The sequence below is a fragment of the Marinobacter sp. H13 genome, from assembly GCF_059072335.1.
On record NZ_JCACRU010000001.1, the window covers coordinates 2,459,072 to 2,485,472 of the forward strand.

Sequence of the window (26,401 nt, forward strand, 5' to 3'; positions counted from 1 at the left end):
TTGCTGGGAAGGAGTCCATGGCGATGGTGAAGGCAGTGACCCAAGATCAACGTGAGTTCGTTTACAGGCTATCTCTTGGCCTGTCGAGATCCACTGTCGACGAGCTTGATGGCAGCATCCATAGCTTCATCGCTGAGCTTGGAGATCGGCTTGATGCTGATCGCTCCTATTTGATCATGTTCGACGAAGCTACCCAGACCATTTCCATCACGCATGAAGCCTGCAGAAGTGGCGTTATACCCCAGAGAGATGCAGTTCAGAACGTACCGATGGCCCGTTTTCCCTGGCTAATGGATCAGTTGCAAACCCTATCGATGCTTGTCATCCCCGAAGTCCAAGAACTGCCCCCTGATGCGGAAGAGGAGAAATTGGAGTTCCAGCGGGAGAGTATCCGCAGTCTCGTGCTGGTTGGTTTGAGGCTGGAAGGTCAGGTCCGGGGCATCCTGGGTTTCGATTATCTTGACCAGTCTCGAGTGTTGGATTCAGAAACAGAAGAGTTCGTGCTTCAGGTTGGTGAGGTTTTGGGGGCATCTGTTCACAGACAGATACTGGCAGGCCGGAACGTCAGGTTCGAGAATAGCCTTTATCGTTATTCCGACCAGTTCCCGGGCGTTATCTTCCAGTTCAGGATGTATCCCGACGGACATGTAACTTTTCCTTTCATCAGCGAGAAAGTTGAAAATCTTTTCGGGTTTGCGGCTGATCTGCTTGGTGTCGATGCCCAGCCTCTGCTCGACCTGATCGAGGATGAAGACAAGCCATCCTTTTTTGAAAAGGTTAATGAGTCTCGCCAGCGCATGACCCCCTTTGAAACCGACTTTCGAGCCTACAAATGCGATGGCACGATGGCCTGGGTGGAAGCCAGGTCGGTGCCAGCCCGATTAGCGGACGACAGCATGACCTGGCACGGCTATTTTTTCGATGTTACGGACCGTAAGCAATCGGAATCCGAAATCGAGAAGCTCGCCTTTTACGACCCACTGACCGGCCTGCCAAACCGGCGCCTGCTCAGGGATCGCCTGGCGCAGGCGTTAACCGGGAGCAATCGGGATCATAATCATGGTGCTCTGGTATTTATTGATCTTGATAACTTCAAGAATATCAATGATTCCGCGGGTCATCTGACCGGCGATGAGCTTCTGGTCCAGGTGGGGGAGAGGTTGAAAAACACGGTCCGGGACTGGGATACCGTTGCCCGGCTCGGTGGGGACGAGTTTGTTCTCATTCTGAAGGGATTTCCCGCCGAGCCGGCCGATGCTGCTGCCAAGGTTGAGAAAGTCTGCGAGAAAATCCGCGATGCCCTCAACGAGCCCTATAATCTCAACGGCATAGAATATACGGGCACTCCAAGCATCGGCATCACACTGTTTTACGATCACGAAACGTCCCTTGAAGAGCTTCTGAGCCAGGCCGATATGGCCATGTTTCGGGCCAAGGAGGACGGCCGCAATTGCATCCGCTTCTACGACTCCATGATGCAGAAGAAAGTATCTGAGCGGCTGGCTCTTGAGTCGGACCTCAGGATGGCGATACGGAGGAAGCAGCTGGCAGTCCACTATCAGGTCATGGTTAACGAAAAAGGTGATCCTGTTGGTGCTGAGGCATTGCTTCGCTGGCACTGTCCGGGGCGCGGTATGGTTTCTCCCGCCGAGTTCATTCCTCTGGCCGAGGAAACCGGCCTCATTGAATCGGTCGGCTACTGGGTGCTGGAGGATGTTTTCTCCCGGGTGGCCAGCTGGAAGAAGCGAGGCGGTGCGTTGTCGCAGCTCCAGGTCTCGATCAACGTGAGTGCAAGGCAGTTTCACCTGCCTTCGTTCTGCTCGACGGTGATGGCACTGCTGAGAAAAACCGGTGCCTCCCCAAGAAACCTGAAAGTAGAAATCACCGAAAGCGCTCTTGCCTACGATCTCGAGTTGGTGGAGGAAACACTTCGAACCCTGAGAAGCATGGGAATACGGATCTCCCTCGATGATTTCGGCACGGGTTACTCGTCCCTCGGCTACTTGAAGCGCCTATCTCTGGATGAGTTGAAAATTGATCAGGGGTTTGTGCGAGACATCCTGGATGATCCTAATGATGCGGCTATCGCAGAGACCATCCTGGCCTTGGCCTCTGCGCTCAAACTGTCAGCAGTGGCCGAAGGTGTGGAAACCAAAGGGCAACTGGAACGCCTTGTTGGCATGGGGTGCAACCGTTTCCAGGGCTACCATTTCAGCCGCCCGCTCCCAGCGCTGGAGTTCGAGAAGTTGATTGAGCAAGCAATCGGTGATCGAAAGCGGAGGGCTTGGTAGTTCGCATCCTATCTGTATAAACTGGTACCTTGCTTCTAATCCGTTTCAAACAACATCGAGACCAGTCCCCTATGGCAATCTGGACCAGAACCCCGAACCTTGAACACCTGGCAAAATCCAGCGAAAACACCGCGGTCAGCTACATGGGTATCGAGTACCTTGAAATTGGCGACGACTATGTCAAAGGCCGTATGCCTGTTGATGAACGCACCGTACAGCCTTTTGGCATTCTGCATGGCGGCGCATCGGTGCTGCTGGCGGAAACCCTTGGCAGTATGGCGGCCAATTGCTGCCTGAAAAACCCGAAAACTGTCGCTGTTGGACTGGATATCAACGCCAATCACATCCGCCCGGTTACCAAGGGCTGGGTGTATGGCACAGCCAGGCCTATTCACATTGGTAGTGCGACTCAGGTCTGGGAAATCCTTCTGGAGAACGAAGAGGGGAAAACTACCTGTGTTTCGCGGCTGACCATGGCGGTAACAAAACGGCCAGGCTGAGAGAGGTTGGTTGGGTTTCAGGGCTGCTCGGCGGGCGCTCTTGGTCTGGTTACGATCAGCCCCTGATCTACAAACTCCTGAAGTACGATGTTGTGGGTACCGTCCGGAACCTCGCGGGCGATTCGATAGATTTCGCCTGCGGCATCCTCCGAGCTGACCTTCAGATCGACCGTTCGGTAAGGTGTCATCACGCTTTTGTCAGACTCCCTGACCAGCAGAACGCAAGGCTTGAGTTTATGCTCCGGCCGGCTCTCCACAACGATGCCCACCTCTCCGTTGATCATTTCCACGATGGAGCCCGGCGGGTAGATGCCGATGAGTTGGATAAACTCATCCGCAAGTTCGGCGTCAAACTGGGTACCCCGGTGTTTGTGGATGATATCCAGCGCCTGCATGGACGCCCTGCCTTTATCATAGACACGGTCACTGGTAATGGCGTCGTAGGTGTCGACAAGGCCCACGATCTTTGCAAAGTAGGGAATTTGATGTGCTTCGAGGCCTCTGGGGTAGCCTGAGCCATCCATCCTTTCATGATGACTGAACGCAACATCGACCGCGGTGTTGAGCGAATGGCTGGTGCCCATGGGAATCGTTCTGCCGTGAGTCGTGTGGTGCCTCATCAACTCAAACTCTTTCGGAGTCAGAGCGCCCGGTTTGTTCAGGATTTCGTCCGGGATTTTTGTTTTGCCAACATCGTGCAACAGACCGCAGAGCGCAAGGGTCTCGATTTCGCCCTGTAACAAACCGAGATGTTTTCCAAACGCTGCGCAAAGAATCGAGACGTTGATGCAGTGCTCGGCCGTATACGCGTCCTGATGCTTGATCTTGGTAAGTAGCATCAGTGCGTTCTCGTTTCTAAGCACGCTTTCAACGCATCCTTTGACGACTTTGCGCGCATTGTTGATGTCCAGGGTGCGACCGACCCGCAATCCTGACATGATCGCTTTGGCGGTCTCTTGCGCGTCCTCGAATCGGATCCTGGCCGTAGCCATCTCAGTGCCAGCGTCGACCTTATTGATGTAGGTGACTCGCTTACGAGGTACGGAAGGTTTTTGGGGTGCCGGTTCTGATGCTGATTTGCGCTTGAAAAGCCGGCGCAATCCTGATGGTTTCTGATTGCGGTTGGTTCCCTCATGAACGGTATTCGTTTTCTGAACCCGTCCCTCAATGAAAACAAACCCGCATTGAGCGCGTAGCGCCTCAATGTCTGACTGGTCTTTGATCACAAAGCCCTGAATCAGAAAATCGGTCTCCTCCCAAGGGCGGTCCAGCCGAACCACATGCATGCCGATCGCAAGTTCGGCGACGTCTAATTGGGTTTCGACAATTTCCTGATGGCTTTTATTCATGACTAGATCCTATCACCCGCTGCTGCCATTTTGACGGAAGAAGAACATAAAAGCGGAGGCTGAATTGCAAAATCTGGTCAAATAGTGTTCGCTTATCATGCGCGGGTCAAGCGCCTGAAGCACAGTCGACATTCGCTTTTCGATACTTGAACGGGAATCGTCCGTCATGTCGGATCACCGCTTTTTCCATCTCTGGTGGCTTGCACTCGCTGCGGCTCTTATCCCGCTGTTAACCATCCATATCACGTTTACAGTTTCAGTGCTGGAAGGGCATGTGGAGCTATGCAATCCCTACTGGGACAGCTGCACCAGCATCAGCCGGACTGGTCGTCACGGCACCTCTTACTTCATTTTCAAAGGTACCATGCTGCCGGCGGCTCTGTTGGGCATTCTGTTCTGGTGGCTTAACGGTCGGTGGCTGCGCCAGCTCGGCGTTCATTCCAGCGGTGTGGCCTGGGTCCCCTGGCTGGGCCTGGTGGCCAGCGTTTCGCTCGGCGCCTATACCCTGGCTCTGGGACACGCCGGGGACGGCTTCAACCTGATCCGCCGTATTGGCGTGGTTCTGTATTTCTCGCTCACGTTCATCTGTGAGCTGATGGTCAGTTCCGGATTGCGCAGCCATCCGTTGTGGAAGAACACGGGCATGAGGCTGCTGAATCTTTGCCAGCTTATTCTGGCGGTAGGCATTCTCTCAGTCATCCTGAATGGCGTGGCGCCCGAGTTCTACAGCCGCAAGGACGATGCATTCGAGTGGATTCTGGCGTTCCTGATCAATGCTCACGCGCTCTGGCTGGCTTTATTGTGGAAGAAAAACCGATTCCGCGTGCGCCTCTGGTCCGATTCCTAAAGTGAGATCAGCCCGCGAATCAGCGCCGCCGTTCCGGCGATGGCTGCGATACCGAGAATTACCGGGCGAAGCCCCTCGAAGGGCATACGGTGAACCAGCTTGCCTGACAGCCAGAAGCCCAGGAATACTCCAGGGAAAGTAACGGCGAACAGGAAAAGCTCTCGGGTTCCCAGGTAGCCAGAGGCGAGCAGGCCTGACAGACTTAGCACGCTGGCAGCCAGGAAGAAGGCCGACATGTTAGCCCTGACCAACGGTCCCTTTTCATTCTGGTAAATCATCGCAATTGGCGGTCCACCTACGGCGGTAATAGTGCCCATATAGGTGGAAGCGGCTCCGGCCAGCACGCTGTTGCGTGCGTTGAGCGCCGGCTTGAGGCCGCCAACACTGAGCGCTACGCCGGCAAGGATGAGAATGCCGAAGGTCAGTTCGAAGCCTTTGGTCGAAATCACCAGCAACGTCAGTGCTGCCAGGACTGCCCCGGCAACGCCGCCACCGATGGCAAAACGCACTTCCCTGACCTGCAATGCGCCGCGATTGCGGATCAGCATGAATACAGTGAGCAGAGTGGCATTCAGGATCAGGGGACCGGGCACTAACACAGGGCTTATCAGGAATAGCAATGGCGCGGCCAGTGTGCCAATGCCATAGCCGGCCACGCCTTGCAGGCAAGCTCCGGCAAGAATGGCAAGGTTGGCCAGAAGAATCTGTAACAGCGACACATCTGTCAAAGGAAATCACCAAAAAGGTCAGGGGAGTAGGCCGGAGCAACGCCGGTTTGATATTGATACACTGCCGGATTACGAGCATAGCCGAAACGATCGAAGCCCGATGATTCTACAGACTGAAAATCGAAACTGCCCCTGCGGCAGCGGTAAATCCTACAGCGAATGCTGCCAGCCTCTCCATCAGGGCGAAGTAGCGTCTACTCCGGAAGCGCTGATGCGATCCCGGTACGCGGCCTTCGTTCTCAAGCTGCCGGATTATCTGCGGGCCACCTGGCACGAGAGTTCACGGCCAGAGACGCTTAGCCTGGAAGACTCACCAGACTGGACCTCCTTGCAAATCCTGGACACCAACCAGTCCGGCGATCGTGGCTCGGTGCTTTTTCGTGCGGTCTACCGTCTGGGCAAGGGCTGGGGGTTTCTCGAAGAAAACTCCGATTTTGTCCGGGAGCAGGGCCGTTGGTATTACCTTCGAGGTGATACCAGCGAGGGCCAGCTGAAGCCCGGTCGCAACGAACCCTGCCCCTGCGGGAGTGGCCGAAAGCACAAGGCCTGCTGCCTGTAAGCGCCCGTTACTCGAAGGACGGCAGTTCGGGTTTGGCAACCGGTTTGTTGGCTTCCTGCCAGGCATCAAATCCTCCGGCGATGGACTGCACGTGCATGTAGCCCATTTCTTTCAGGGCTTTTGCACTGAGAGCCGCTCGCCCGGACGTTTTGCAGTAACACACAATGTTCATATCGCGGCTCTCGAACGCCGGATCATTGGTGAACTTGAACTCCAGTAAACCACGGGAGATGTTGACCGCGCCGGGTATGTGGCCGGCCCGGTACTCATCCGCATCACGCACATCGAGGAGTAAGTCAGCGTTCTTGATGGCGTCTTCCGCCTGATCAAGGGGTACTTCCTGAATCTCTTTCCTGGCGGCTTCTACCAGATCATGGGCAGTTTTCATGGGTAAGCTCCTCATACTGATGGAATAAGGTTATACCTCAGGATAAGGGTTTGGGGCGCCTGGTGACACCCCGTACATGCATGATTAAGCGGTTTCGTTATCTCCGATGGCGCAGGCGTATTTGCGCTCATAGCGTTTGTCTGCCCATTTCCCGTAGATGCGCGAGGCAATCTGGAAGATACCTGGCCACAGCAGGGGTTTGAACAGAAAACCAAAGGGCGTGTGGGACCAGGCGCGAACATTTGCGGGCAGACCGATGACCCACTCGCCGGTCCAGGTCATCAGGTGCAGGCGTCTGAGCAGAGCTTCGTGACTTGGCAGGTTGGCGCTACCGTCGCGCTGTTCATGGATGTCCGCAAAGATCAGATTGCCACGCTGGAGTTTGCGCAGGGTGCGGATCTCTTTGGCGCAAAGTGGGCATTGTCCGTCGTAAAACAGGGTGTCATAACGGGGCTCCATCGAGTCCTCCAAGGGTCAGAATCTGTTTCCGGGCGTTCGCTTTGTGGTTTCCCAGCGTTTCCACGATCCCATTGAGCGCGGCTGGCAGTACCTCTGGCGCCGCCTGGCGGAACTGGTCGAGAAGCAAAGTCTGAACGTGCAGATCCTGGAACCGGCCATAGAGCTCTTGCCGCTCCTTTAAGATTTTCAGGTTGCGCTTCCAGGTCTTTGCATCCAGTTCCATCAGGTAACGGATTCGTTTGAGTTGCTTGCGCAGCCGATGGATATCTTCATCCGGTGAAGTGTGCATCAGCTCGGCAGTGCGTTTATTGAACTCCTTGATACGACGTTCCAAGGCCCTTCGGATGTCTTTCGGCCGGAGTGTTGCGGCCGATTTCTGAAACTTTCGCGAATCAATCAGATTGCGCCAGTGTTCCAGGCTGCCCTGGTAGCGCTTGCTTTTCAGTCGCTTTGCCAGCTTTTTATGATGGCTGGCGGCTTCGCGCTCGAACCAGATCTGCAAGGCTGCCCGAATTTCCGCGTCATCTGCGCAAAGTTCCGGCAGGTCCTGAAGAAACACGTGAAGGTCGCGCAGTGGGCCCGTTGCCCTTGCATGGCGCTTCAGGGTTTTAACCCCCTTGGCCAGCGACTTGTCACCAGTCACGTCCTGAACCGATTCGGCGATGGCACGGCTGCGTCGAATCGCAATCCGGTACTGGTGCAGAAATTCGTCATCCAGGCCAAGGGCGACGCCCCGTTCCAGTTGCCTTAGCCGATCAAATTGATGGTGAAGGGCCTTGGGAATGTCCCTTGCAGGATCGTCCCCCGCGGTTCTGGCTGTCTTTTTAAGCTTTCGTTCGCAGTGGGCGTAGCTGTAATCCTGTGGCGTTATCAGAGTCACCAGTTTGCCCTTGCCGCGACCAATCTGGCGCCAGTGTTTGATCGAAAGCCGGATGTGAATAACGCTGGCGGTGGGTAGCTGTTCCGGGGGCTGCTTCAGGAGGGACTGGGCAAGTTCCAGTAACGCCGGGTTGTGGCCGACCAGGGTAATCTGTGGAGCTTCTGCCTGCTCTTCGAGCCATGCGAGTAGTCGCCGATAGTCAAAGGTATACAGCTCACTCAGGGTGTGGCAGCGCTCGGCTGCAACTGTGTCGGGCAGTATGCCTTGCAGTGTCGCGACGGCCCGCTTGGCGTTGCTGCTGTATACATCGCCTTCGAACGCGCCGACAGATTTCAGGGTATTTCCCAATGGGGCCAGTTGGCTGATGCCCCGCGCATTGAGGGGGCGTTCCCGGTCAGAAAGTGATTCGTCGGCCCAGCTGGACTTGGCGTGGCGTACCAGAAACAGGTGCTTCATTGGCCTACCTTCGTAGTGGTCCTTTAGTCTGATTCCCGCTCAAGACAATCGGGTTACTGCCGTTACTGTACCTAGCTGAAAATAATGGTGGAAGGTTTGTCCGATGGCAGGCGGCTCGGCGAATCAGTGCGCCTGCTGAAACCTGCCTTAACAAACTGGAACAGATCACGCCAAGTGGTCCGTGGATAATCCTCACCAACGGAAATTCCCTGGAGAGTTCGGAAAAATGAATGTCTTGAGTAAAGTGAAAATACGCTCGCGCTTGCTGGTGGCAGTACTTGTGCCGGTACTCGTCACGGCGGCAACATTGGCGTGGATCACCGCCAGTCAGATTCAGGCCAATGGTGAAGATGAGCTCAAGCGTCTTGAGAACAGCCTCCTGGAAGCACGGAAGGCTGGTTTACAGAATCTCATTGATGCCGCAGAGGCCGTGGTTCTGGAGGCCAAGAATGACCCATCGATGACGGAGGCGGAAGCGAAGGAGGCGGCAGCGGCGCGCCTGCGCTCGATCCGTTTTGATGAGACGAACTACGTGTTCGCCTATACCAGGGATGTATACAACCTGGCCTATGCCCCGGACCCTTCCAAAGAAGGACCGACCAAGAATCCGGTTGTCAGGGGGTTGGTGGCCGATCTGTTCGTCGCTGCCCGCGGTGAGGGCTTCTACGGCTATGACTGGATGAACCCTGCCTCCGGCAATGAAGAACCCAAGATGTCCTATTCCACCATTATCCCGGACTGGGACTGGATGATCGGTGCTGGTGTCTACATTACCGATATTGACCGGCAGGTCGCTGCTGCTCGCGAGGACATTGAAGCGGGCATGGCGGAGGCCCTGGGCTTTATCCTTCTGGTGACGGTTGTGGTTGTCGTAATCGCTCTGGTGATCGGCGTATTCGTTGGCCGTAGCGTGACCCGGCCGCTGAAGAACGTCAGCAACATGATGCAGGAAATTGCTGATGGTGAGGGCGATCTCCGCCAGCGGTTGCCGGATGAGGGTACCGACGAGCTGGCCGAGCTCGGTCGTCGTTTCAATGCCTTTGTCGTCAAGATCCAGGACACCATGCGAGAAGTCGGCGCCACCACGGATCAGGTGGCGTCCGCGGCGGAAGAGCTCAGCCGGGTCGCGAATGAAACCCGGGCCTCGGTTCAGGAACAGGGCTCCGAGACTGACCAGATTGCCTCTGCGATCAATGAAATGGCCGCGACCATCCAGCAGATTTCCGGCAATGCCAATGAGGTTGAGAGCTCGGCCTCGGACGCCGACCGCATGGCCCGTGAGGGTGGTGAAACCATTAGCAGTGCCCAGGGCGCGGTGAACAAGCTGTCCGAGGAGATCGAGGACACGGCCCGCAGTATCAACGCCCTTGCGGAAAAATCCGATGAGATCCAGCAGGTACTGGATGTCATCCATGCGGTAACTGAACAGACCAACCTGCTGGCTCTCAATGCCGCGATTGAGGCAGCCCGGGCCGGCGAGCATGGTCGTGGGTTCTCGGTGGTTGCTGATGAAGTACGCCAGCTTGCAAAACGCAGCGCCGAGTCCGCTGATCAGATTCGTACCATGATTGACGGCTTTGTGACTGAATCCAAGGCATCGGTGGAGCGGATGAACAAATCACGCAACCGTTCAACGGAAACGGTCGAAAGGATCAATCATGCAACCAGCGCGCTGCGAACCATCGAGACCTCGATTGGCAAGATTCATGATCAGGTAACCCAGATCGCAACCGCCTCAGAGCAACAAAGCCAGGTGGCTGAAGAGGTCAATCAGAACGTGGTCCGCATTGTCGACGCTGCCCAGCGTAGCGATACCGGCGTAACCCAAACCAACGAGGCCAGTCATGAACTGGCGCGGCTTGGTGAGAGCCTACGGGAGCTGGTCGGGCAGTTCAAAGTCTGATCAACCAGGGGCGCTCTCGCTGATCAGCTGACGCAGTCGGCGAGAGCGCTTGGCTCTGGAGAATATGGTAGCGGTCAGGTAATCGGCATCAAAAGGCTTCAATATATAGTCGTCACCACCAAGTGCCACACTCAGAGTTTTCTCATCCTGATGGGTTTGAGAGGTCAGAAACACGATCGGTGTAGCGTCAAACTGCCGGTCCTCTCTGAGAATAGCGGCGAGCTCGGTTCCTGAGACTTCAGGCATCATGATATCGAGAATAATGACATCCGGATTTATCTGGCGAGCAGTTCTCAGTGCTTGCAAAGGCTCGTCGGTAGCATGCACTTCAAGGCCGATCTGCTCCAGCTGGATTTTTGCTGCCTGCAGGACCGTTTGATCATCATCCACCATGAGAACGCGGTATTTGGGCGTATGTTTACGCTCGGCAAATTCGTGCGCAATGTCCATCAATCGAGTTTTGCTGATCGGTTTTACAAGGTAGCGGGAAGCGCCCGCTCTCAGCGCGGCCAGTCTGGCAGGCATTTCGTCGTGGACTGAGAGAAAGATAACCGCGGGCATACGGCCGAGCCTGTTGCGGAGCTGCCTTACGGTGTCTGGTCCTGCTGCCGTGTCCTCGCCGAAAGCAACGTCCATGATAATCATGTCCGGTCGCGACAGGGTTTCGAATATGTCCAGATAGACCGAGGAAGAGAAGAATGCCTCGGCGTCAAAGCCTGCCTCCAGAAGCCAGGTAAGCATTTCTTGGGCAAGGAGCTCGTCGTCGTCCACTATGTGAATTTTGCGAGACCCTTTTCGCGTTGGTTCTTTTTTCTCCGTAATTGTTGATTCGGTATCGCACTCGCGCATTGTGGCGATCAGTTTTGCCATCAGGTCTTTTTTTGTTATCGGGTCCTGAGGGTGGGTGTGCCAAAGCTCCGCAAGCGACATAAGTTGCCTTGCAGCTTCAGACACACAATGAAGCCCAAGAGAGCCTGAGGACCCGGCGAGTTTATGTACCTCGTGGACTAACAGTGTCAAAGTCGAGTTCAGGTCGCCCGACTCGGAGGGCAGGTCTTGGGCAGGAATACTCCCGATAAGATGTTCCAGGCGCTCGAACGTTTCGGGCATCCTGGCGACGTAGTTCTCACGGAGGGCCTGCAACCGCGCGCGCTGCTGCGAAAGATCCTTTTCCTGCATTGGCGTTACACCGTTTCTCTGAGTTTGGTAACCGTCTGATCTTGAGCTTGAGCTTATGAAAAGAAGTGATCATTCGCCACTATTTGGTCTTCTTGGATCTCTCGGGATAAGATTCGAGGGTTAACAAAAGCCATCGCATAACAACGAAATAGAGGTTCCACAACAATGACCCGCTCGCTAAAAGCAATATTGGCGTCGGTGGTGCTCTTCGCGAGCAGTGCCAGCTCCGCCGAGGAAAGCTATACCCTGCGCCTTGCGCAAACCTGGGGGCCAAACTCTCCGGTACTGGGGGAGACTGTTCAGCATATGGCGGACATGGCAGAGACCATGTCGGATGGCCGTCTGCTGATTCGCATAGATCCATCCAACAAGCACAAGGCCCCCTTCGGAATCTTCGATCTCGTTCGCAACGGCCAGTACGACATGGGCCATACCGCGTCCTATTACTACAAGGGCTCAATCCCGAACGCTATGTACTTCACCACCATTCCGTTCGGGCTGATCGCGCCCGAGATGTACGCCTGGTTCTACCACGGTGAGGGCATGGAGCTGATGCAGAAGGTGTATGAACCCTATGGCATGCTGTCCTTCCCGGGTGGTAATACCGGTAACCAGATGGGTGGCTGGTTCCGCGAGGAGATCAATTCACTTGAGGATCTTCAGGGCCTGAAGATGCGCACCCCGGGGTTCGCTGGCGAGGTTATGTCGGAATTGGGTGTTGCCGTGACCAACCTGCCGCCGGGTGAGCTGTACACCGCACTCGAGCGTGGCACCGTGGATGCCGTTGAATGGGTCGGTCCTGCCCTGGATTTCCAGATGGGTTTCCACCAGATCGCCAAGTACTACTATTCGGGCTGGCAGGAGCCGGGCGCGGAAGTTCAGTTCCTGATCAACAAGAAGACCTGGGAAGAGCTGCCAAAGGATCTTCAGGAGATCCTGCGGGTTGCCATGCGCACCGCTGCCTATGACATGTACATCCAGAGCACCCACCAGAGTGGCGTGGCCTGGGATCGCATGAAAGAAGACTACCCGGATGTAACTCACAAGGTATTCCCGCCGGAAGTCATTGATGCCCTGCGCAGCACCACTAACCGTTTGCTGGCCGAAGCCGCTGAGAAGGATCCGCTTGCGAAAGAAATTATCGATTCACAGCGTGACTACCTCAAGCAGGTTCGTCAGTGGACCAACATTTCCGACAAGGCCTATCTGAACAGTGTCGCTGAAGACTGAAGCCTGACAATACCTGAGAGCCCGTCGAAGGCTTGAGGGCTTTGTCAGTCAAAGGGGCGCCGGGGCTGTAATACTCCGGCGCCCCTTTTTGTTTGCGTCGGTTTCTGGAAAAATAGGCCGCTCATTCTTTGGGCAGCGCCGATGAAACAGACACTGCTATCCCTGAGCAATGTTTCCAAGCAATTCGGTGGCAAAACGGTGCTCGACGGTCTGGATCTTGAGATCTACGACGGCGAGTTCATTACCCTGTTGGGGCCTTCCGGCTGCGGTAAGACTACGCTGCTGCGCCTCATGGCGGGCTTTGAGCATCCTGACGAGGGCACCATTACCCTGGCGGGAGAAAATCTCACTCACACCGCCCCGGAAAACCGGCCGCTGAATACCGTTTTCCAGCACTACGCGCTGTTCCCCCACATGTCAGTGTTCGACAACGTGGCCTACGGCCTGAAGATGGAAAAACGTCCCAAGGACGAGATTCGCCAGCGTGTCGATGAAGCCCTGGCCATGGTGCAGTTGCAGGATTTTGCCCGGCGCAAACCCCATCAGTTGTCCGGCGGACAGCAGCAGAGGGTCGCCATTGCCCGCGCGGTGGTCAAACGCCCACGCCTGCTACTGCTGGATGAACCCCTTTCGGCCCTCGATTACAAACTGCGTCGCACCATGCAGGTGGAGCTGAAGCGACTGCAGCGGGAGCTCGGCATCACCTTTGTCTTTGTGACCCACGATCAGGAAGAGGCGCTGTCGATGTCGGATCGGGTGGTGGTGCTCAAGGATGGCCTCGTTCAGCAACTGGGAACGCCCCGGGAAGTCTATGAGCGACCGGCGAATCTGTTCACCGCGCGGTTTGTGGGTGAGACGAACTTTTTTCCGGGCACCGTTGAGTCGGTTCAGGACGGTTCCATTACGGTGGATGTGTTTGGCCTCAAGCGAACACTGCGTCGTCCGGATTTTCCGGTGCAGGCCGAGCAGTCCCTGCATGTCCTGCTGCGACCGGAAGATATCCGCGTTCTCGACCCTGACGACGAGAACGGCGTCGCAGGCAAGATTGTCGAGCGCAATTACAAGGGCAGCACGCTGGATTCGGTCATCCATCTCGCCGATGGCACCGAAGTTCTGGCCAGTGAATTCTTTGATGAAGATGACCCGGCGTTTGATTACCGGCTTGGAGAGCCCGTAAAAGTCAGCTGGGTTGATGGTTGGGAATGGCTGCTTCCAGAAGAAGCCAGCCAGAGGAGCGAAGAGGAACTGCCGGCCGATGCATAGCATTATGCAGCAGCCGTTCAAAAACGCTGTCCTGATTCTGGTCTGGGGCTGGCTCCTGTTCCTGGTACTGGCGCCCAATCTGCTGGTGGTAGGCGCCAGTGTCATGACCCGTGACCCGGTCTCGTTCCTGTCTCTGCCCCTGAATCTGGATGCCTATCGCCAGCTGTTTGATCCCCTGTATCTGGACGTCTTCCTGCATTCCCTGTACATGGCGGCGATGACCACGCTGGTGTGTTTGCTGATTGGCTATCCGTTTGCCTGGGCCCTGTCCAAAGTGGGCAAGCAACGTCAGCTGGTCCTGATCTTCCTTCTGATCGTGCCGTTCTGGACCAACTCTCTGGTGCGCACCTACGCACTGAAGCTGATCCTCGCCACCAATGGGCTGCTGAACAGCGCCTTGATGTCGGTCGGGCTTATCGATGAGCCGCTGCAGCTGCTTTACACCGAGGGCGCAGTGATCATTGGCCTGGTGTATCTGCTGTTGCCGTTCATGATCCTGCCACTGTATTCGGTGTTTGAGGATCTGAAGCAGGAGCTGCTGCTGGCTTCTCATGATCTGGGCGCGGGTCGGCTTTCAACCTTTGTGCACGTAATAGTTCCGCTCACATTGCCCGGAGTGCTGGCCGGCGTGATGCTGGTCTTGCTGCCGGCCATGGGCCTGTTCTTCGTTCCGGATATTCTGGGCGGTTCAAGAAACCTGCTGGTAGGCAACGTGATCAAGAACCAGTTCCTCGATGCCCGCAACTGGCCTTTCGGGGCTGCCGCCAGCATCGTGCTTACCGTGACCATGGCGTTCCTCATGTTCGCCCATCGCCTGAGTAAGCGGCGAATTGGCGAGGAGGGTGCCTGATGACACGGTGGCTGCCCCGAACCTATCTGACTCTGGTCTACATCCTTCTCTATGTGCCCATCGTGGTGCTGGTGGTGTTCTCGTTCAATGAATCCCGAACCGGTTATGCCTGGGGCGGGCTCAGCCTGCGCTGGTACGAGGCGCTTTTCAATAACCGGGCCATGGTCAATGCCATGTGGAATTCCCTCTGGCTGGCGCTGTCTGCCGCCACGGTGTCCACGGTTATCGGTACCCTGACGGCCCTGGCCCTGCACCGGTACCGGTTCCGGGGCAAAAAGCTGCTGAACGGCATGCTGTTTGTGGTGATGATGTCTCCGGAGATTGTCCTGGCTATTTCATTGCTGGCCCTGTTCCTGCTGGTAGGGCTGCAGCTGGGTTACGTTTCCCTGCTACTGGCTCACGTCACCTTCTGCCTCCCGTTTGTGGTGATCACGGTCATGGCCCGGTTGAGTGGTTTCGACGAGAGCCTGCCCGAGGCCGCCCGGGATCTGGGCGCTTCTGATTTTACGATGACCCGCACCGTGCTGATCCCGGTGATCATGCCGGCGTTACTGGCAGGCTGGCTGCTAGGGTTTACACTGTCTCTCGATGATGTGGTGGTCAGTACGTTTGTCAGTGGCCCGAGCTATGAAATTCTGCCCCTGCGCATCTATTCCATGGTGCGTGTGGGCCTGAAACCCGAGGTGAATGCCCTGGGCACACTGTTGCTGGTGTTTTCACTGGTTATGCTGATGTTGTCTCAATGGATTCTGGTAAGGAGCAAACGATGAAGAAACTGGCACTGGCCGGCTTGCTGGCAGTGGGATTGACGGGGTGCAGTTCCGAGGATCCCCGGGTTCTCAACCTCTATAACTGGTCCGAATACATGCCTCAGGAAGTCCTCGACCGTTTTACCGAGGAAACGGGCATTCAGGTGGTCTACACGACCTACGACAGTAACGAGGCCATGTATGCCCGTCTGAAGCTGCTGGATGACAGTGCGGCTTATGACCTTGCGGTGCCGTCGACCTACTACGTCAGCAAGATGCGCCAGGAAGACCTGCTGCTGCCGATTGATCGCAGTAAGATCGAGGGCTTCGATAACCTGGATCCGGAGCTGGTGAACCTGGATATCGACCCGGAGAACCAATTCTCGGTGCCTTATCTGTGGGGCACTACGGGGCTGGCCGTGGATACTGCAGATATTGAAGGTGAGCCGGTTACTGCCTGGGAAGACCTGTGGGAAGATCGCTTCGATGGCCGGGTGATGCTCACCAACGACATGCGGGAAGTTTTCCACGTTGGCCTGCGGGTGCTGGGCTATTCCGGCAACAGCACCAATCCGGACGAGATCGAGGCAGCCTATGAAAAGCTTGCCGAGCTGATGCCTTCGGTTCGCACCTTCAACTCCGATGCGCCCCGCATGCCCTACCTGGAAGGCGAGACCGATGTTGGCATGATCTGGAACGGCGAGGCCGTGATGGGCAAGGACACCATGGAGTCGCTCGAATACGTCTATCCGGAAGAAGGCATCATTGCCTGGCTGGACAGCTTCGTGATTCCGAAGAACGCCAAGAATCCGGAAGCGGCCCATCAGTTCATCAGTTTCGTGCTGCAACCTGAAATCTCTGCGCTGATCAGTGAGGAAATCGGTTACGCCACACCAAACCTGGCGGCGCGGGATCTGTTGCCGGACGAGGTTGCAAATAACCGTGCGAGCTATCCGAACGCCACCGACATGATCAATGCCGAGTTCCAGACCGATATCGGCGACGATGCCCTGCAGGTGTATGCCAAGTACTGGGAAATGCTGAAGTCTGGGCGTTAAGCGCGTCGATACTTCATGGCACTATAGAAAACGGAGGCTGCGGCCTCCGTTTTTTCGTACCGGGTTTCAGAAAACTGCAATACATGGTCTATAACTTCCTGATAACAAATGGTTAGCAAACTCTTGAACTTGCCATCAGTAAGGACACGTTATGATCATGCCCTCTCGCTCGACACGGAACCGTGCTTTTTTGCTGTCTGCAGCCCTTGCCACCGCCAGCTTTTCCGGCACTACGCTGGCCGAAGAGCTGCGCCTGATTACCTGGGGTGGCTACGCTCCGGATGATGTGGTCGCTCAGTTTGAAGAAGAGACCGGCATTGATGTACAGGTGACCCTCTCCAACAATGAAGACATGATTTCCAAGCTCCGCGCCACGGGCGGGGCGGGTTTTGATCTGGCCCAGCCCAGCCAGGACCGCGTTGTCGGCGTTCAGCGTCAGTTCAATATCTATAAACCCATCGATTTCAGCCGCGTAAACACGGACCAGTTGCAGCCGTCCATGGTCAAGGCGACCCAGGAGTCCACGGAGCTAGATGGCAAGTTTTATGGTGTGCCTTCGGTGTGGGGAACAAGTGGTCTGATCGTGCACAGTTCGGTTGCGGATATCGTGAGCGATTACACCGACCTGTGTGATTCCGGTGTCGAGGGCCAGGTCAGCTACCGGCTGAAACGGCCGACCCTGATCGGTTTTGCCTTTGCCATGGGGATGGACCCGTTTGCGGCCTATGACAATCGCGACGAGTACGAGACCATCATGACAAAGGTTGAGGACAAGCTGATTGACTGCAAGAGCAATGTGAAAACCTACTGGACCGGCGGCGACCAACTGCTGGCCCTGCTGCGCACCGGTGAAGTGAAAGCGGCCATGGCCTGGGATGCCGGCGGCTGGAAGCTCAACGCTGAAAACCCGGACATTCGGTTTGTGGCCCCCGAATCCGGTGCCCTGGGCTGGATTGATACCTTTGCGATTCCACGTCGCAGCGAGAACGAAGAAGCCGCCTACAAGTGGATCAATTTTGTGATGCAGCCGGAGATTGCGGCCCGTATCACCAATGCATCGGGCAACTTCACCGCCTCTAAAGGTGCCGATGAGTTTGTCAAAGCCGATCTCCGGGACGCATACCGCGAAAGCTTTGATGACGCCGCCATCAAAAATATCAAGTGGTATCCGCCGGTTCCGCCAGGGCTGGAAACCATGGAAGGTCAGGTGCTGGATCGCGTCCAGGCCGCGAACTGATTCCCATGGGAATGGATTCGGACCTGTTCTGTGAGGGACTGGTCCGCCGGTTCGGCAGCAATGCCGCGGTGGATCATGTGTCCTTGGACGTGCCTGCGGGCACGTTTTTCTCGATTCTGGGACCCTCCGGTTGCGGCAAGACCACGTTGTTGCGACTCCTCGCCGGGTTCGATAAACCCGATCAGGGAGACATCCACATCCGTGGCCAGCGTATGAACGATGTGCCCCCCAACCGTCGACCGGTGAACATGGTGTTCCAGCATCTGGCCCTGTTTCCCACCATGACGGTCGGTGACAACATCGCCTATGGGCTGAAGCGCCGGAAAATGCCTCTGGCAGAGCGGCGAAAGCGCATTGCCCGAGTGCTGGAGCAGGTGGGGCTGCCAGATCTGGAACACCGTAACCCCCAGGAGTTGTCCGGTGGCCAGCGACAGCGGGTGGCCCTGGCGCGCTGCCTGGTACTGGAGCCCACGCTCCTGCTACTCGACGAACCCCTCGGCGCCCTTGACCTGAAACTCCGTGAGCAGATGAAGGTGGAGCTCAAACACCTCCAGAAACAGTTCGGCACTACCTTCGTGTACATCACCCACGACCAGTCGGAAGCCATGGTGATGTCGGATCAGGTGGCGGTTATGCGGGACGGCCGATTTGATCAGGTAGCGCCGCCGGAAGAGCTTTATCGGGAACCGGCCACTCCGTTCGTCGCCGGGTTCGTCGGCGATAACAATCGCCTGTCCGGAGAGCTGGTGTCCGTGCGGGATGATCTGGCCGAAATTCGTCTGGATGATGGTGTGCTGGTTCAGGGCAGAGTGGCATCGGACAACCTTCGAACCGGCCATCGGGCCGAACTGTATATCCGGCCTGAATCCCTGGTGCTGTCTGGGGATGCGCTCAGTGCGGGCTTCTCATCGCTGCAGGCGAAAGTGCGCACCACTCTGTTCGATGGCGCCAACAGCCGCGTCGAGGCAGAGAACTGTGGGCAACCGGTATACGCCCGCCTGCCTCAGGATGGCTCGGCACCCAGGCTGTCTGCCGACAGTTCAATCCGTCTGGCCTGGAATCCGGCCCTGGCCAGGGTCTTTGGAGCCGACAGTCTGTGAGGTCGTCGGTCAGTCGCCTATCCCTCTGGTTGCTGCTCACTCCGTTCCTGCTATGGATCGTATTGCTGGTGCTCCTGCCCCATCTTCAGATGCTCCGGGTCTCGTTCCAGGTCCGGGAAAGCTGGGACACCATTGCCTGGGGCATTGAGCAGTACCAGAATTTCTTTACCGAGGCCTATTATTGGCGGACGTTTGTACGCACCGGGGTGATGTCGCTGTTCACCACCTTTCTGACGCTGATCATCGCCTTCCCCATTGCCTGGTACATTGCCCGTCTTGCCAGAGGCCGCTCCAAAGGCATTCTGTTTCTGGCCTGCCTGATTCCATTCTGGGCCAGTGAGTTGGTACGTACTTACGGCTGGATGATTCTTCTGCGTGAAAGCGGCCTGTTCAGTTCCTGGCTACAGGCCCTGGGCTGGGTGGATGGTCCGGTGGAAATGCTCTACAACGACGTTGCGGTCATCATCGGCCTTCTGTTCATGGTGGTGCCACTGGTGACAACCCTCGATGGCATGGATGAGAACCTGGTCGAAGCCGGCTACGACCTGGGTGGCGGCCATGGTACCGTGTTGCGCGAAATCGTTGTGCCCTGGGCCATGCCCGGTATCGTTTCCGGCTGCATCGTGGTGTTCATGCTCACTCTTGGCAGCTATCTGACGCCGGTGCTCATGGGCGGGAAGGACAGTGCCTGGTTTACCGAGCAGATCTTCACCCAGTTCATTACCCGTTTTAACTGGGAGCAGGGCGCGGCACTCGGTGTTCTGCTGCTGGTACTGTCGTCGGTCATCGTCTGGCTCGGGCTGAAAATCTCTGGTCAGTCGTTGCGCAAGGTGATGGGGTGAAGGTGAGGGTGAAGCCATGATCCGTTCCGTACCCCGGTCCCGTCTGTTCGACAGCCTCTATCTGGCCTACCTGGTGGCATTTTTCGTTTACCTGGCCTTGCCGCTGCTGGTCACGGCCGTGTTTGCTTTCAACGACGCGCCTTTCCCGTCACTGCCATGGAAAGGCTTCACCCTGGACTGGTATTTCGCAGATGGCAGTGAGGGCCGTACCGGACTATTCCACGACGATGGGCTGCTTACGGCGCTCTGGGTCAGTGCCAAAATTGCTTTCTGGGTGACTCTGGTGAGCGTTGCCCTGGGGTGTGTTAATGCCGTGTTGTTTGAACGGGTGCAGTTCCGGGGCAAGGAATTCCTGTACCTGCTCATGCTGCTGCCATTGGTGATTCCCGATGTCATTCTGGGGGTGTCCATACTGGTGTTCTACAGCGGCATGGCCAATGATATGTCGGCAGCCTGGGGAATCGAGCTGGATCTGTTCCGGCCCGGAATGACTCTGGTGGTGATGGGGCAGGTGACCTTCATCGCGACTCTGAGCACTCTGGTGATCGCGGCCCGCCTGCGCAAGTTTGATCCCCAGCTGGAAGAAGCCGCCCTGAACCTGGGCGCCACGCCCCTGCTGGCATGGTTTACCGTGACCCTGCCCTGGCTATTGCCGTCTATTTTCGGGGCCGCCGCCATGGCTTTCCTGATGTCATTGATAAGCCTGCTGCGCCTCTCAAGTGTGCTGCTCCTGGTTTTCCTTATGCCCGCGTTGGCCAACGGTGCATCGCAGCCGGTAACTCAGGGTTGGGAATACCGCTGGGGCGACTCTCCGTTTACCTCCGAAGGTGTTCCCCAGTGGGTGTTGCAGGATGCGCCGGAAAAGTGGACCAGCATTGGCTTCCCGTCCAACCCTCCTGGCCGCGAAGGTCGTGAAAACGTCTGGTTCAGGGTGACTTTGCCCGCAGGGGAGTGGCAGGAGCCCGTTCTTTATATCTTCAGTGTCGATCTGATCGTGCAGGTCTGGGTCGACGGCGAGAAAATCTACCAGTATGGAGAGTTCGACGCCGAGGGTCGTGGCCGCTTTGAGGGCTGGCCTTGGCATGAAATCTTCCTGCCTGAGGGGTATGAGGGCAAGCCCGTATACTTCCGTGTGTTCTCCAACTACACAGACATTGGGCTGTGGGGGGAAGTCTCCATCATGGACCACCCGGACCTGGTGTTGTACATCCTCAAGAATTCCCTCGAAGCTCTTGCAATCGCAGGCTTCGCTACCCTGATTGCGCTGCTGGCGATCATTTTTGCGTTACTCCAGACGGAAAAGAAGACGTTTGCCAGTATTTCACTGTTCACCCTCGCTTCGGCCCTGATGCTGGTATCAGAAAGCCAGGCCAGTCTGCTGATTGCTTACCAGCCGTTGATGTGGGATTACCTGGCCGCCGGTTCTTACTACATGCTGCCGGTGGCCCTGGCGCTGCTGCTTGAGCAATGGCTGACCAACCATCGCCCCTGGGTCATCAATCTCATCTGGAAAGTACATCTGGTATACCTGGTGGGTGCATTGCTTGGCGCGCTTGCTGGCGTGTTTGATCTGTCCTCGACATTCCCGCCATTCGATGCCCTGTTCCTTGTTTCTCTGGTGATCATTTTCGCCGTGGTGCTGCGTCGTATCCGTCGGATGTTGCGGGAACAACAGATATTGCTACTGGCCTTTGGCATTTTCTGTGTCTTGCTGATTGTAGATATGGCAGTTGCCCACGGGGTTCTGCCCTGGGGACGGGTGCCGGTTAGCTGGGGTATGCTCCTGTTCTCACTGGCGGTCGTGGTTATCTCTCTGTGGCACTATGCGGGAACCCAGGAGGCTCTGAAGCGGTTGAACGTGTCTCTGGAGGAAAAGGTGGCCGAACGTACCGCCAAAGCAGAGGCACTGGCCCGGCGTGAGCAGGCACGGGTCCGGATGCTGACTTTCGAAAACGAGAAAAACAGGATTCTGGGCGACGTTCTTACCGAACTCCAGGACTGTCTGGGCCTGAAGCAGGCGTTCGGTCTGCTTGTACGGGCGCTCCCGGATATCTGCAGCCCACTGAAAGGCGCCTTCTATCAAAGGGGGTCAAGCGACCGGTACGATCGCGTCGCTGTCTGGGGATTCAGCCGCCCGGTCCCTCTGCCGGTGTTGCTGGACGCCCGCAAAGGTCTGCCGGAACCCTCCAGGCTGCCGCAACTGAGACAGTGGCATGGCGCCGAAGGGGTGGATAGAGAAGTCGAGAGTGCCACGCTTTGCTTCTGGGTGAATGTGGAGTCAGCCAGCGCGGGTAACGTCACTGAAGGCATTCTGCTGCTGGAGGGGGATGGCGTTTTCGATAACGCAGAGAGCGAGTATGGTTCGGCCCGTCTTTTAGCGGCACTGGATCAGGCCATTCAGAGAATCAGTATTACTCTCTCCAGCATTGCTCTTCGGGAAGAGTTGCAGAAGTTTTCGTACGAGGATGGACTAACCGGGCTTAAAAACCGCCGCTACTTTGATCAGCTTTTCGAGCATGAGAGCGCTGTTGCACAGCGCAACGATCTTCCGCTGTCGCTGTTGATCATCGATATCGATCACTTCAAGAAGTTCAACGATACTTACGGTCATGAAGCTGGAGATAATGCCCTGAAAATAGTTGCGGGTATTCTCCAGAAACAGTTCCGTGAGAGTGATCTTGTTTGCCGCTATGGCGGTGAAGAGTTCGTGGTGGTGATGCCGGGAGCCACATCAGAAGCGGCAATGGATAAGGCAAGCCAGCTCAGTAGCGCAGTGAGGGACGTGGCGATCATTCATCGGGAGAAAGATCTTGGCGCACTGACAGTCTCGGTGGGTGTTGCCAGTTGGCCGGAAAGTGGCGAGAAACCGTTGCAGATTCTGACCCTGGCCGACAGGGCGCTCTACCGCGCCAAGGAAGCCGGCCGTAACAGGGTCGAAGTTTTTGGTTAGACGGTTAAACCACAAGAACCGGGCATTTCGCGTGAGATGCTACCCGATGCGAAACACTGCCCAGAAACAGGCCATCCTTGTCACTGTGCGTACCCTTGGTACCGATGACGATCAGATCCACCCCTTTGTCCTTGGCAAAATCGACAATGACCTTCGAAGGCTTGCCTGCTTTAACGAAGCCTCTGACGTTTTTGCCGCCGCGCTCCGCAGCCAGTTGTTTCGCGTGATTCACCACGTCCTTGGCGTACTCTGAAAGCACTTTATCCGGGATGTCCATTTCAGCCGGCCGTCCGATCGACAGGGATGCCTCAAAGAGGCTGTGATGCTTGTACACGCAAAGCAGGTAGATCTCTGCATCCGTCAGTTCTTGCAGCTCAATAGCCTTGCTCAAGGCCTCAAAGGAGGTCATTGAACCGTCTACTGCCACCAGAATCCGTTTGAACATGTCGCTCTCCTTTGTATTCACCCTCCAGGGTGGTCAGATCACCTGAAGGCCAGGTCGCGCAGGAACAATGCTATTTGCGGGAACGCAATCAAAAGCCCGGCAGCAGCTATCAGCATGAATACGAACGGCGGCGTGCCCCGAATAACCTCCAGATAGGGGCGCTTGAAAATCGCGATGGCAGTGAAGATGTCACAGCCGAACGGCGGTGTCGCCGAGCCGATGGCCACCTGCAGGGTGATCAGCACACCGACCAGGACCGGGTCCAGGCCTGAAGCCTGGATTGCTGGCGCGAAGATTGGTGTAAGCACCAGAATCACCACGATCGGATCCACGAACATGCAGGCAATAAAGAAGGCGACACAGATGGTAATCATCACGCCAACCGGTCCCATGTCGCTGATCCCGACTGAATCCAGAATCGCCTGGGGAATCTGGGCAAAGGATATAATCCAGGAGAAGCCAGTGCCCACGGCGACCAGGATAAACACGACTGCGGTAATCAGGCCGGTGGACTTTGCAATCCGGTAGATGTCAGCAAGCTTCAGTGATCGGAACACCACGAATTCCAGCAGGAAAGCGTAGAGCACGCAAACGGCCGCCGCCTCTGTCGGGCTGAAGATGCCACCGTAGATCCCGCCGACGATAATGACCGGGAAGAACAGCGGCCATAAGGCCTCCCGCATGGCCACGGCTCGCTGGCCCCAGGTGGACTTCTCCTCGGTGGGAAGCTTGTTGATATGGGCGTAGATCAGGCAATAGATCGAAAACATGAACAGAATCATGATGCCTGGCCCAATACCGGCAATGAACAGTTCCGCAATGGAGGTCTCGGAGATAACCCCGTAGATGATGAAACCGATGCTGGGCGGAATCAAAAAGGCGATGTCGCTGGAGTTGATAATCAGTGCCAGCGAAAACGAATCCGAATAGCCGGCTTTCAGCAGTTTTGGCCGCAGGGGGGAGCCAACAGCCACGACCGTGGCCTGGGTAGACCCGGACACAGCACCGAACAGGGTACAGGACGTGGCGGTACTGATGGCCAGACCGCCTTTTACGTGGCCGATGAACGCCATGACCATGTTGATCAGCCGGTCAGCGGATTGACCGCGGGTCATGATGTCCGCTGCCAGAATGAACATTGGGACCGCAATCAGCGAGGCGGGCCGGATACCGCCCATCATCTGCTGGACGAAGGTGCCCATCTGGCCGAAGCCATCAAACATCATTACAAAACCGACCACCGCACCTGTGATCAGCGGAACCATCATCGGGAAGCCCAGCAGCAGCAACCCGATCATGATCAACATCATTATAGTTGCCATGATTTCCTATCCTTCCTTAACGTCAGCTGCAGGGTTCATACTTCCGATTCTGTATCCGCGTAGCCGTCGACAACCCCAGTGGAAAGATAAACATCCTTGCTGGTGAAGTTCTTGATGGCCGTCAGGAGGTACTGAATACCTGTAATGGCAAAACCGATCGGGACCCAGATATAAATCCACCAGATCTCAAAGCCCAGGGCGGGCAGAATACGCCCACGACTGTAAAGGGTTTCGATGTATCCGAAGGAGTGGTAGCAAAGAAAGAACATCACAAGAGACGTGAACAGGGCGATGATGATCATCAAGACCTTGCGGCCCTTGACTGGCAGTGCGTCGTAGATTGCGGACATCCGGATGTGCCTGCCGTGGCGGGCTGCATAGCCGATGCCGGCAAAGGTGATGAGTATAATCAGGATCCGGTTGATTTCACCTGAGAAAAAGAGGCCTTCACCGAATACATACCGCGCAATGACATTCACACAGGTATTGATTGCCATCAGGATGACGCCAGCGGCCAGCATGAACGCCTCGACCTTGGCAATGATTTCATCGATGGTCCCCAGAAATCCGGGCAGGCCGGACTCGTAGGTGCCGGTGTCGTCTTCAAGATCCGGGGAATTCTCGGACATGGGGTCTGCTCCAGAGCATGTCGCTCCCTGCCGGTAGGGAATCCCCGGCGGGGCGGGGTTAGCACAGCTGCCCGCCGGCCGGAGCCGGCGGGAGTGGTTCCTCTAGTCTTAGTTGTTCTGAACTGCTTCCAGGTCTGCTTTGAACTGGTCCAGCAGTTCTTTGCCACTGTCGCCAGTCATTTCGATGAACTTCTCTTCCACCTGGGGCGCACGGGCCTTGAAGGCTTCGATCTGTTCGTCGTTCAGACGGGTGACGGTGACTTCATCGCTGGCTTTCTGGATCTTGGCCAGGGCTTCGTCTGCCAGACCGTCGATGTGCACAATGATTTCTTCAAAGGCAAAGTCTGCAGCGTCCTGAACCAGTTTCTTGTCGGCGTCAGACAGGCCATTATAGAAATCCTGGTTGGCCATCATGGCAGTGGTGAACCAGCCGTGCTTGGTGAAGACCAGGTTCGGGGACACTTCATAAAGACCGCCGGACTCGATCCAGAAGATCGGGTTTTCCTGCCCCTGGATCATGTTGGTCTGCAGCGCACCATAGACTTCACCCCAGGGCAGCGGGGTCGGTGTCGCGCCGAAGGCAGAATAGGTTTCTGACAGAAGCGGGTTGGTCATGACCCGGATCTTCTTGTTGTTGAAGTCCTCGGGCTGGGTGACCGGCTCATCAACCGTTACAACCATTTCCCCTTCCGGATACATCTTGAGAAGCTCCAGACCCTTCTCTGCGTAAAGCTCCGGGAAGTCTTCATTGATGGCTTTACTGGTGCGAAAGAATTCGATCACCGTATCCATGTCGGTCGGCATCAGGTAAGGAATAAAGAAGATCTGCGCTTCCGGAATCAGGGAGCCTGTAAAGCCGGGCGACTGGTTAACAAAGTTCAGGATGCCTGCCTGGGTCTGCTCCATGATGTCGTCAGACTCACCCAGCTCGCCGAAACGGTATACCTGCAGGGTGTGGTCAGAGTTATCCTCAATGTATTCCTTGAACTTGTATGCGAATACGTCCTGAACGTCGCCTTCGTACTCTTCGTGCGCATAGCGCCAGTTAGCGGCGTTTACCGAGTTCGCCATGGTCATCGCAGCGAATGCGAACGCTGAAATTCCGGCCAGTTTCTTGAACTTACTCATGCTGCTCATCGGGTTTTCTCCGTTCGTTTTTTTGCTGAAATTTATTGTTACATTAATAA

The 26,401-nt window shown here is 56.3% G+C and carries 24 protein-coding genes; 14 read left to right on the forward strand and 10 right to left on the reverse strand.

The window, feature by feature from the left end; translation table 11 throughout:
- The first annotated feature begins 17 nt into the window (after positions 1–17).
- Both AC5JQH_RS11320 and AC5JQH_RS11325 read left to right on the forward strand, forming a co-directional pair.
- A complete protein-coding gene (locus tag AC5JQH_RS11320) occupies positions 18–2,291 on the forward strand; it encodes a putative bifunctional diguanylate cyclase/phosphodiesterase (protein ID WP_227497893.1) in 2,274 nt (757 codons plus the stop codon).
- A 71-nt stretch (positions 2,292–2,362) separates the two neighbouring features.
- Complete coding sequence (locus tag AC5JQH_RS11325) at positions 2,363–2,791, forward strand: hotdog fold thioesterase (protein WP_008177177.1); 429 nt, start codon at positions 2,363–2,365, stop codon at positions 2,789–2,791.
- A 17-nt stretch (positions 2,792–2,808) separates the two neighbouring features.
- Here the strand turns inward: AC5JQH_RS11325 and AC5JQH_RS11330 are convergent, their stop codons facing one another.
- The gene (locus tag AC5JQH_RS11330) at positions 2,809–4,140 is read right to left on the reverse strand and encodes a cyclic di-GMP phosphodiesterase (RefSeq protein ID WP_339621413.1); all 1,332 of its coding nucleotides are present in this window, start codon (positions 4,138–4,140) and stop codon (positions 2,809–2,811) included.
- A gap of 166 nt (positions 4,141–4,306) precedes the next feature.
- Here AC5JQH_RS11330 and AC5JQH_RS11335 point away from each other — a divergent pair, with 166 nt between their 5' ends.
- Positions 4,307–4,987: a hypothetical protein gene (locus AC5JQH_RS11335; protein WP_008177181.1), complete on the forward strand. Its 681-nt coding sequence runs from the start codon at positions 4,307–4,309 to the stop codon at positions 4,985–4,987.
- On the opposite strand, the gene AC5JQH_RS11340 is transcribed toward AC5JQH_RS11335, so the two are convergent.
- The gene (locus AC5JQH_RS11340; RefSeq protein WP_339621433.1) at positions 4,984–5,706 is read right to left on the reverse strand and encodes a sulfite exporter TauE/SafE family protein; all 723 of its coding nucleotides are present in this window, start codon (positions 5,704–5,706) and stop codon (positions 4,984–4,986) included. The two genes, AC5JQH_RS11335 and AC5JQH_RS11340, sit on opposite strands and share 4 nt — an antisense overlap.
- A 109-nt stretch (positions 5,707–5,815) precedes the next feature.
- Here AC5JQH_RS11340 and AC5JQH_RS11345 point away from each other — a divergent pair, with 109 nt between their 5' ends.
- Complete coding sequence (locus AC5JQH_RS11345) at positions 5,816–6,274, forward strand: YchJ family protein (RefSeq protein ID WP_081467563.1); 459 nt, start codon at positions 5,816–5,818, stop codon at positions 6,272–6,274.
- A 7-nt stretch (positions 6,275–6,281) separates the two neighbouring features.
- Here AC5JQH_RS11345 and AC5JQH_RS11350 read toward each other — a convergent pair whose 3' ends face one another.
- The 3 genes from AC5JQH_RS11350 to AC5JQH_RS11360 all read right to left on the reverse strand — a co-directional run bounded on the left by AC5JQH_RS11350 (position 6,282) and on the right by AC5JQH_RS11360 (position 8,457).
- The gene (locus tag AC5JQH_RS11350) at positions 6,282–6,662 is read right to left on the reverse strand and encodes a rhodanese-like domain-containing protein (protein WP_008177185.1); all 381 of its coding nucleotides are present in this window, start codon (positions 6,660–6,662) and stop codon (positions 6,282–6,284) included.
- An 84-nt stretch (positions 6,663–6,746) separates the two neighbouring features.
- Positions 6,747–7,121, reverse strand: coding sequence for a thiol-disulfide oxidoreductase DCC family protein (locus tag AC5JQH_RS11355; RefSeq protein ID WP_008177187.1), 375 nt, complete (start codon positions 7,119–7,121; stop codon positions 6,747–6,749).
- On the reverse strand, positions 7,105–8,457 hold the full coding sequence (locus tag AC5JQH_RS11360; protein ID WP_493791215.1) for a CHAD domain-containing protein: 1,353 nt from the start codon (positions 8,455–8,457) through the stop codon (positions 7,105–7,107). The genes AC5JQH_RS11355 and AC5JQH_RS11360 overlap by 17 nt, the downstream gene beginning before the upstream one ends.
- 226 nt (positions 8,458–8,683) lie before the next feature.
- On the opposite strand from AC5JQH_RS11360, the gene AC5JQH_RS11365 reads away from it, so the two are divergent.
- Positions 8,684–10,360 carry a methyl-accepting chemotaxis protein gene (locus AC5JQH_RS11365; RefSeq protein WP_493791214.1) on the forward strand — a complete coding sequence of 559 codons (1,677 nt, stop codon included), beginning with the start codon at positions 8,684–8,686 and terminating at the stop codon, positions 10,358–10,360.
- Here the strand turns inward: AC5JQH_RS11365 and AC5JQH_RS11370 are convergent, their stop codons facing one another.
- Positions 10,361–11,539 carry a response regulator gene (locus AC5JQH_RS11370; protein WP_008177190.1) on the reverse strand — a complete coding sequence of 393 codons (1,179 nt, stop codon included), beginning with the start codon at positions 11,537–11,539 and terminating at the stop codon, positions 10,361–10,363. It abuts the gene before it with no gap.
- A 165-nt stretch (positions 11,540–11,704) separates the two neighbouring features.
- Here AC5JQH_RS11370 and AC5JQH_RS11375 point away from each other — a divergent pair, with 165 nt between their 5' ends.
- The 9 genes from AC5JQH_RS11375 (at position 11,705) to AC5JQH_RS11415 (ending at position 22,818) form a co-directional block, all read left to right on the forward strand.
- Positions 11,705–12,769: a TRAP transporter substrate-binding protein gene (locus AC5JQH_RS11375; RefSeq protein ID WP_008177191.1), complete on the forward strand. Its 1,065-nt coding sequence runs from the start codon at positions 11,705–11,707 to the stop codon at positions 12,767–12,769.
- 141 nt (positions 12,770–12,910) lie between these two features.
- Positions 12,911–14,032 (forward strand): spermidine/putrescine ABC transporter ATP-binding protein PotA, encoded by a 1,122-nt coding sequence (potA, locus tag AC5JQH_RS11380; protein ID WP_474546175.1) that lies wholly within the window; start codon positions 12,911–12,913, stop codon positions 14,030–14,032.
- Positions 14,025–14,882, forward strand: coding sequence for a spermidine/putrescine ABC transporter permease PotB (gene potB, locus AC5JQH_RS11385; protein WP_053113782.1), 858 nt, complete (start codon positions 14,025–14,027; stop codon positions 14,880–14,882). The genes potA and potB overlap by 8 nt, the downstream gene beginning before the upstream one ends.
- Positions 14,882–15,652, forward strand: coding sequence for a spermidine/putrescine ABC transporter permease PotC (potC, locus tag AC5JQH_RS11390; RefSeq protein ID WP_288365811.1), 771 nt, complete (start codon positions 14,882–14,884; stop codon positions 15,650–15,652). The genes potB and potC overlap by 1 nt, the downstream gene beginning before the upstream one ends.
- On the forward strand, positions 15,649–16,689 hold the full coding sequence (locus AC5JQH_RS11395; RefSeq protein ID WP_273155650.1) for an extracellular solute-binding protein: 1,041 nt from the start codon (positions 15,649–15,651) through the stop codon (positions 16,687–16,689). Before potC ends, AC5JQH_RS11395 begins: the two co-directional genes overlap by 4 nt.
- 157 nt (positions 16,690–16,846) lie before the next feature.
- The gene (locus tag AC5JQH_RS11400) at positions 16,847–17,926 is read left to right on the forward strand and encodes an extracellular solute-binding protein (RefSeq protein WP_474546182.1); all 1,080 of its coding nucleotides are present in this window, start codon (positions 16,847–16,849) and stop codon (positions 17,924–17,926) included.
- Between the two features lie 5 nt (positions 17,927–17,931).
- On the forward strand, positions 17,932–19,026 hold the full coding sequence (locus AC5JQH_RS11405; RefSeq protein ID WP_273085319.1) for an ABC transporter ATP-binding protein: 1,095 nt from the start codon (positions 17,932–17,934) through the stop codon (positions 19,024–19,026).
- Positions 19,023–19,868, forward strand: coding sequence for an ABC transporter permease (locus AC5JQH_RS11410; protein ID WP_493805601.1), 846 nt, complete (start codon positions 19,023–19,025; stop codon positions 19,866–19,868). The genes AC5JQH_RS11405 and AC5JQH_RS11410 overlap by 4 nt, the downstream gene beginning before the upstream one ends.
- Before the next feature lie 16 nt (positions 19,869–19,884).
- On the forward strand, positions 19,885–22,818 hold the full coding sequence (locus AC5JQH_RS11415; RefSeq protein ID WP_288365813.1) for a diguanylate cyclase: 2,934 nt from the start codon (positions 19,885–19,887) through the stop codon (positions 22,816–22,818).
- Between the two features lie 4 nt (positions 22,819–22,822).
- On the opposite strand, the gene AC5JQH_RS11420 is transcribed toward AC5JQH_RS11415, so the two are convergent.
- From AC5JQH_RS11420 to AC5JQH_RS11435, 4 genes are all read right to left on the reverse strand, one after another.
- Positions 22,823–23,263 (reverse strand): universal stress protein, encoded by a 441-nt coding sequence (locus AC5JQH_RS11420; RefSeq protein WP_008177208.1) that lies wholly within the window; start codon positions 23,261–23,263, stop codon positions 22,823–22,825.
- A 38-nt stretch (positions 23,264–23,301) separates the two neighbouring features.
- Entirely contained in the window at positions 23,302–24,585 is a 1,284-nt protein-coding gene (locus AC5JQH_RS11425; protein WP_039882165.1) for a TRAP transporter large permease, read from the reverse strand.
- Between the two features lie 35 nt (positions 24,586–24,620).
- Complete coding sequence (locus AC5JQH_RS11430; protein ID WP_008177210.1) at positions 24,621–25,214, reverse strand: TRAP transporter small permease; 594 nt, start codon at positions 25,212–25,214, stop codon at positions 24,621–24,623.
- A 108-nt stretch (positions 25,215–25,322) separates the two neighbouring features.
- Entirely contained in the window at positions 25,323–26,351 is a 1,029-nt protein-coding gene (locus tag AC5JQH_RS11435) for a TRAP transporter substrate-binding protein (RefSeq protein ID WP_008177212.1), read from the reverse strand.
- Positions 26,352–26,401: the final 50 nt, after the last annotated feature.

Excerpts from the sequence above, each read along its gene's own strand:
- AC5JQH_RS11395 (WP_273155650.1), top strand. The coding sequence starts at position 15,649 with ATGAAGAAACTGGCACTGGCCGGCTTGCTGGCAGTGGGATTGACGGGG.
- potA (WP_474546175.1), top strand. The coding sequence starts at position 12,911 with ATGAAACAGACACTGCTATCCCTGAGCAATGTTTCCAAGCAATTCGGT.
- AC5JQH_RS11345 (WP_081467563.1), top strand. The coding sequence starts at position 5,816 with ATGATTCTACAGACTGAAAATCGAAACTGCCCCTGCGGCAGCGGTAAA.
- potB (WP_053113782.1), top strand. The coding sequence starts at position 14,025 with ATGCATAGCATTATGCAGCAGCCGTTCAAAAACGCTGTCCTGATTCTG.
- AC5JQH_RS11430 (WP_008177210.1), bottom strand. The coding sequence starts at position 25,214 with ATGTCCGAGAATTCCCCGGATCTTGAAGACGACACCGGCACCTACGAG.
- AC5JQH_RS11435 (WP_008177212.1), bottom strand. The coding sequence starts at position 26,351 with ATGAGCAGCATGAGTAAGTTCAAGAAACTGGCCGGAATTTCAGCGTTC.
- AC5JQH_RS11370 (WP_008177190.1), bottom strand. The coding sequence starts at position 11,539 with ATGCAGGAAAAGGATCTTTCGCAGCAGCGCGCGCGGTTGCAGGCCCTC.
- AC5JQH_RS11365 (WP_493791214.1), top strand. The coding sequence starts at position 8,684 with ATGAATGTCTTGAGTAAAGTGAAAATACGCTCGCGCTTGCTGGTGGCA.
- potC (WP_288365811.1), top strand. The coding sequence starts at position 14,882 with ATGACACGGTGGCTGCCCCGAACCTATCTGACTCTGGTCTACATCCTT.
- AC5JQH_RS11335 (WP_008177181.1), top strand. The coding sequence starts at position 4,307 with ATGTCGGATCACCGCTTTTTCCATCTCTGGTGGCTTGCACTCGCTGCG.
- AC5JQH_RS11415 (WP_288365813.1), top strand. The coding sequence starts at position 19,885 with ATGATCCGTTCCGTACCCCGGTCCCGTCTGTTCGACAGCCTCTATCTG.
- AC5JQH_RS11420 (WP_008177208.1), bottom strand. The coding sequence starts at position 23,263 with ATGTTCAAACGGATTCTGGTGGCAGTAGACGGTTCAATGACCTCCTTT.
- AC5JQH_RS11360 (WP_493791215.1), bottom strand. The coding sequence starts at position 8,457 with ATGAAGCACCTGTTTCTGGTACGCCACGCCAAGTCCAGCTGGGCCGAC.
- AC5JQH_RS11355 (WP_008177187.1), bottom strand. The coding sequence starts at position 7,121 with ATGGAGCCCCGTTATGACACCCTGTTTTACGACGGACAATGCCCACTT.
- AC5JQH_RS11425 (WP_039882165.1), bottom strand. The coding sequence starts at position 24,585 with ATGGCAACTATAATGATGTTGATCATGATCGGGTTGCTGCTGCTGGGC.
- AC5JQH_RS11350 (WP_008177185.1), bottom strand. The coding sequence starts at position 6,662 with ATGAAAACTGCCCATGATCTGGTAGAAGCCGCCAGGAAAGAGATTCAG.
- AC5JQH_RS11405 (WP_273085319.1), top strand. The coding sequence starts at position 17,932 with ATGGGAATGGATTCGGACCTGTTCTGTGAGGGACTGGTCCGCCGGTTC.
- AC5JQH_RS11400 (WP_474546182.1), top strand. The coding sequence starts at position 16,847 with ATGCCCTCTCGCTCGACACGGAACCGTGCTTTTTTGCTGTCTGCAGCC.
- AC5JQH_RS11375 (WP_008177191.1), top strand. The coding sequence starts at position 11,705 with ATGACCCGCTCGCTAAAAGCAATATTGGCGTCGGTGGTGCTCTTCGCG.
- AC5JQH_RS11330 (WP_339621413.1), bottom strand. The coding sequence starts at position 4,140 with ATGAATAAAAGCCATCAGGAAATTGTCGAAACCCAATTAGACGTCGCC.
- AC5JQH_RS11320 (WP_227497893.1), top strand. The coding sequence starts at position 18 with ATGGCGATGGTGAAGGCAGTGACCCAAGATCAACGTGAGTTCGTTTAC.
- AC5JQH_RS11325 (WP_008177177.1), top strand. The coding sequence starts at position 2,363 with ATGGCAATCTGGACCAGAACCCCGAACCTTGAACACCTGGCAAAATCC.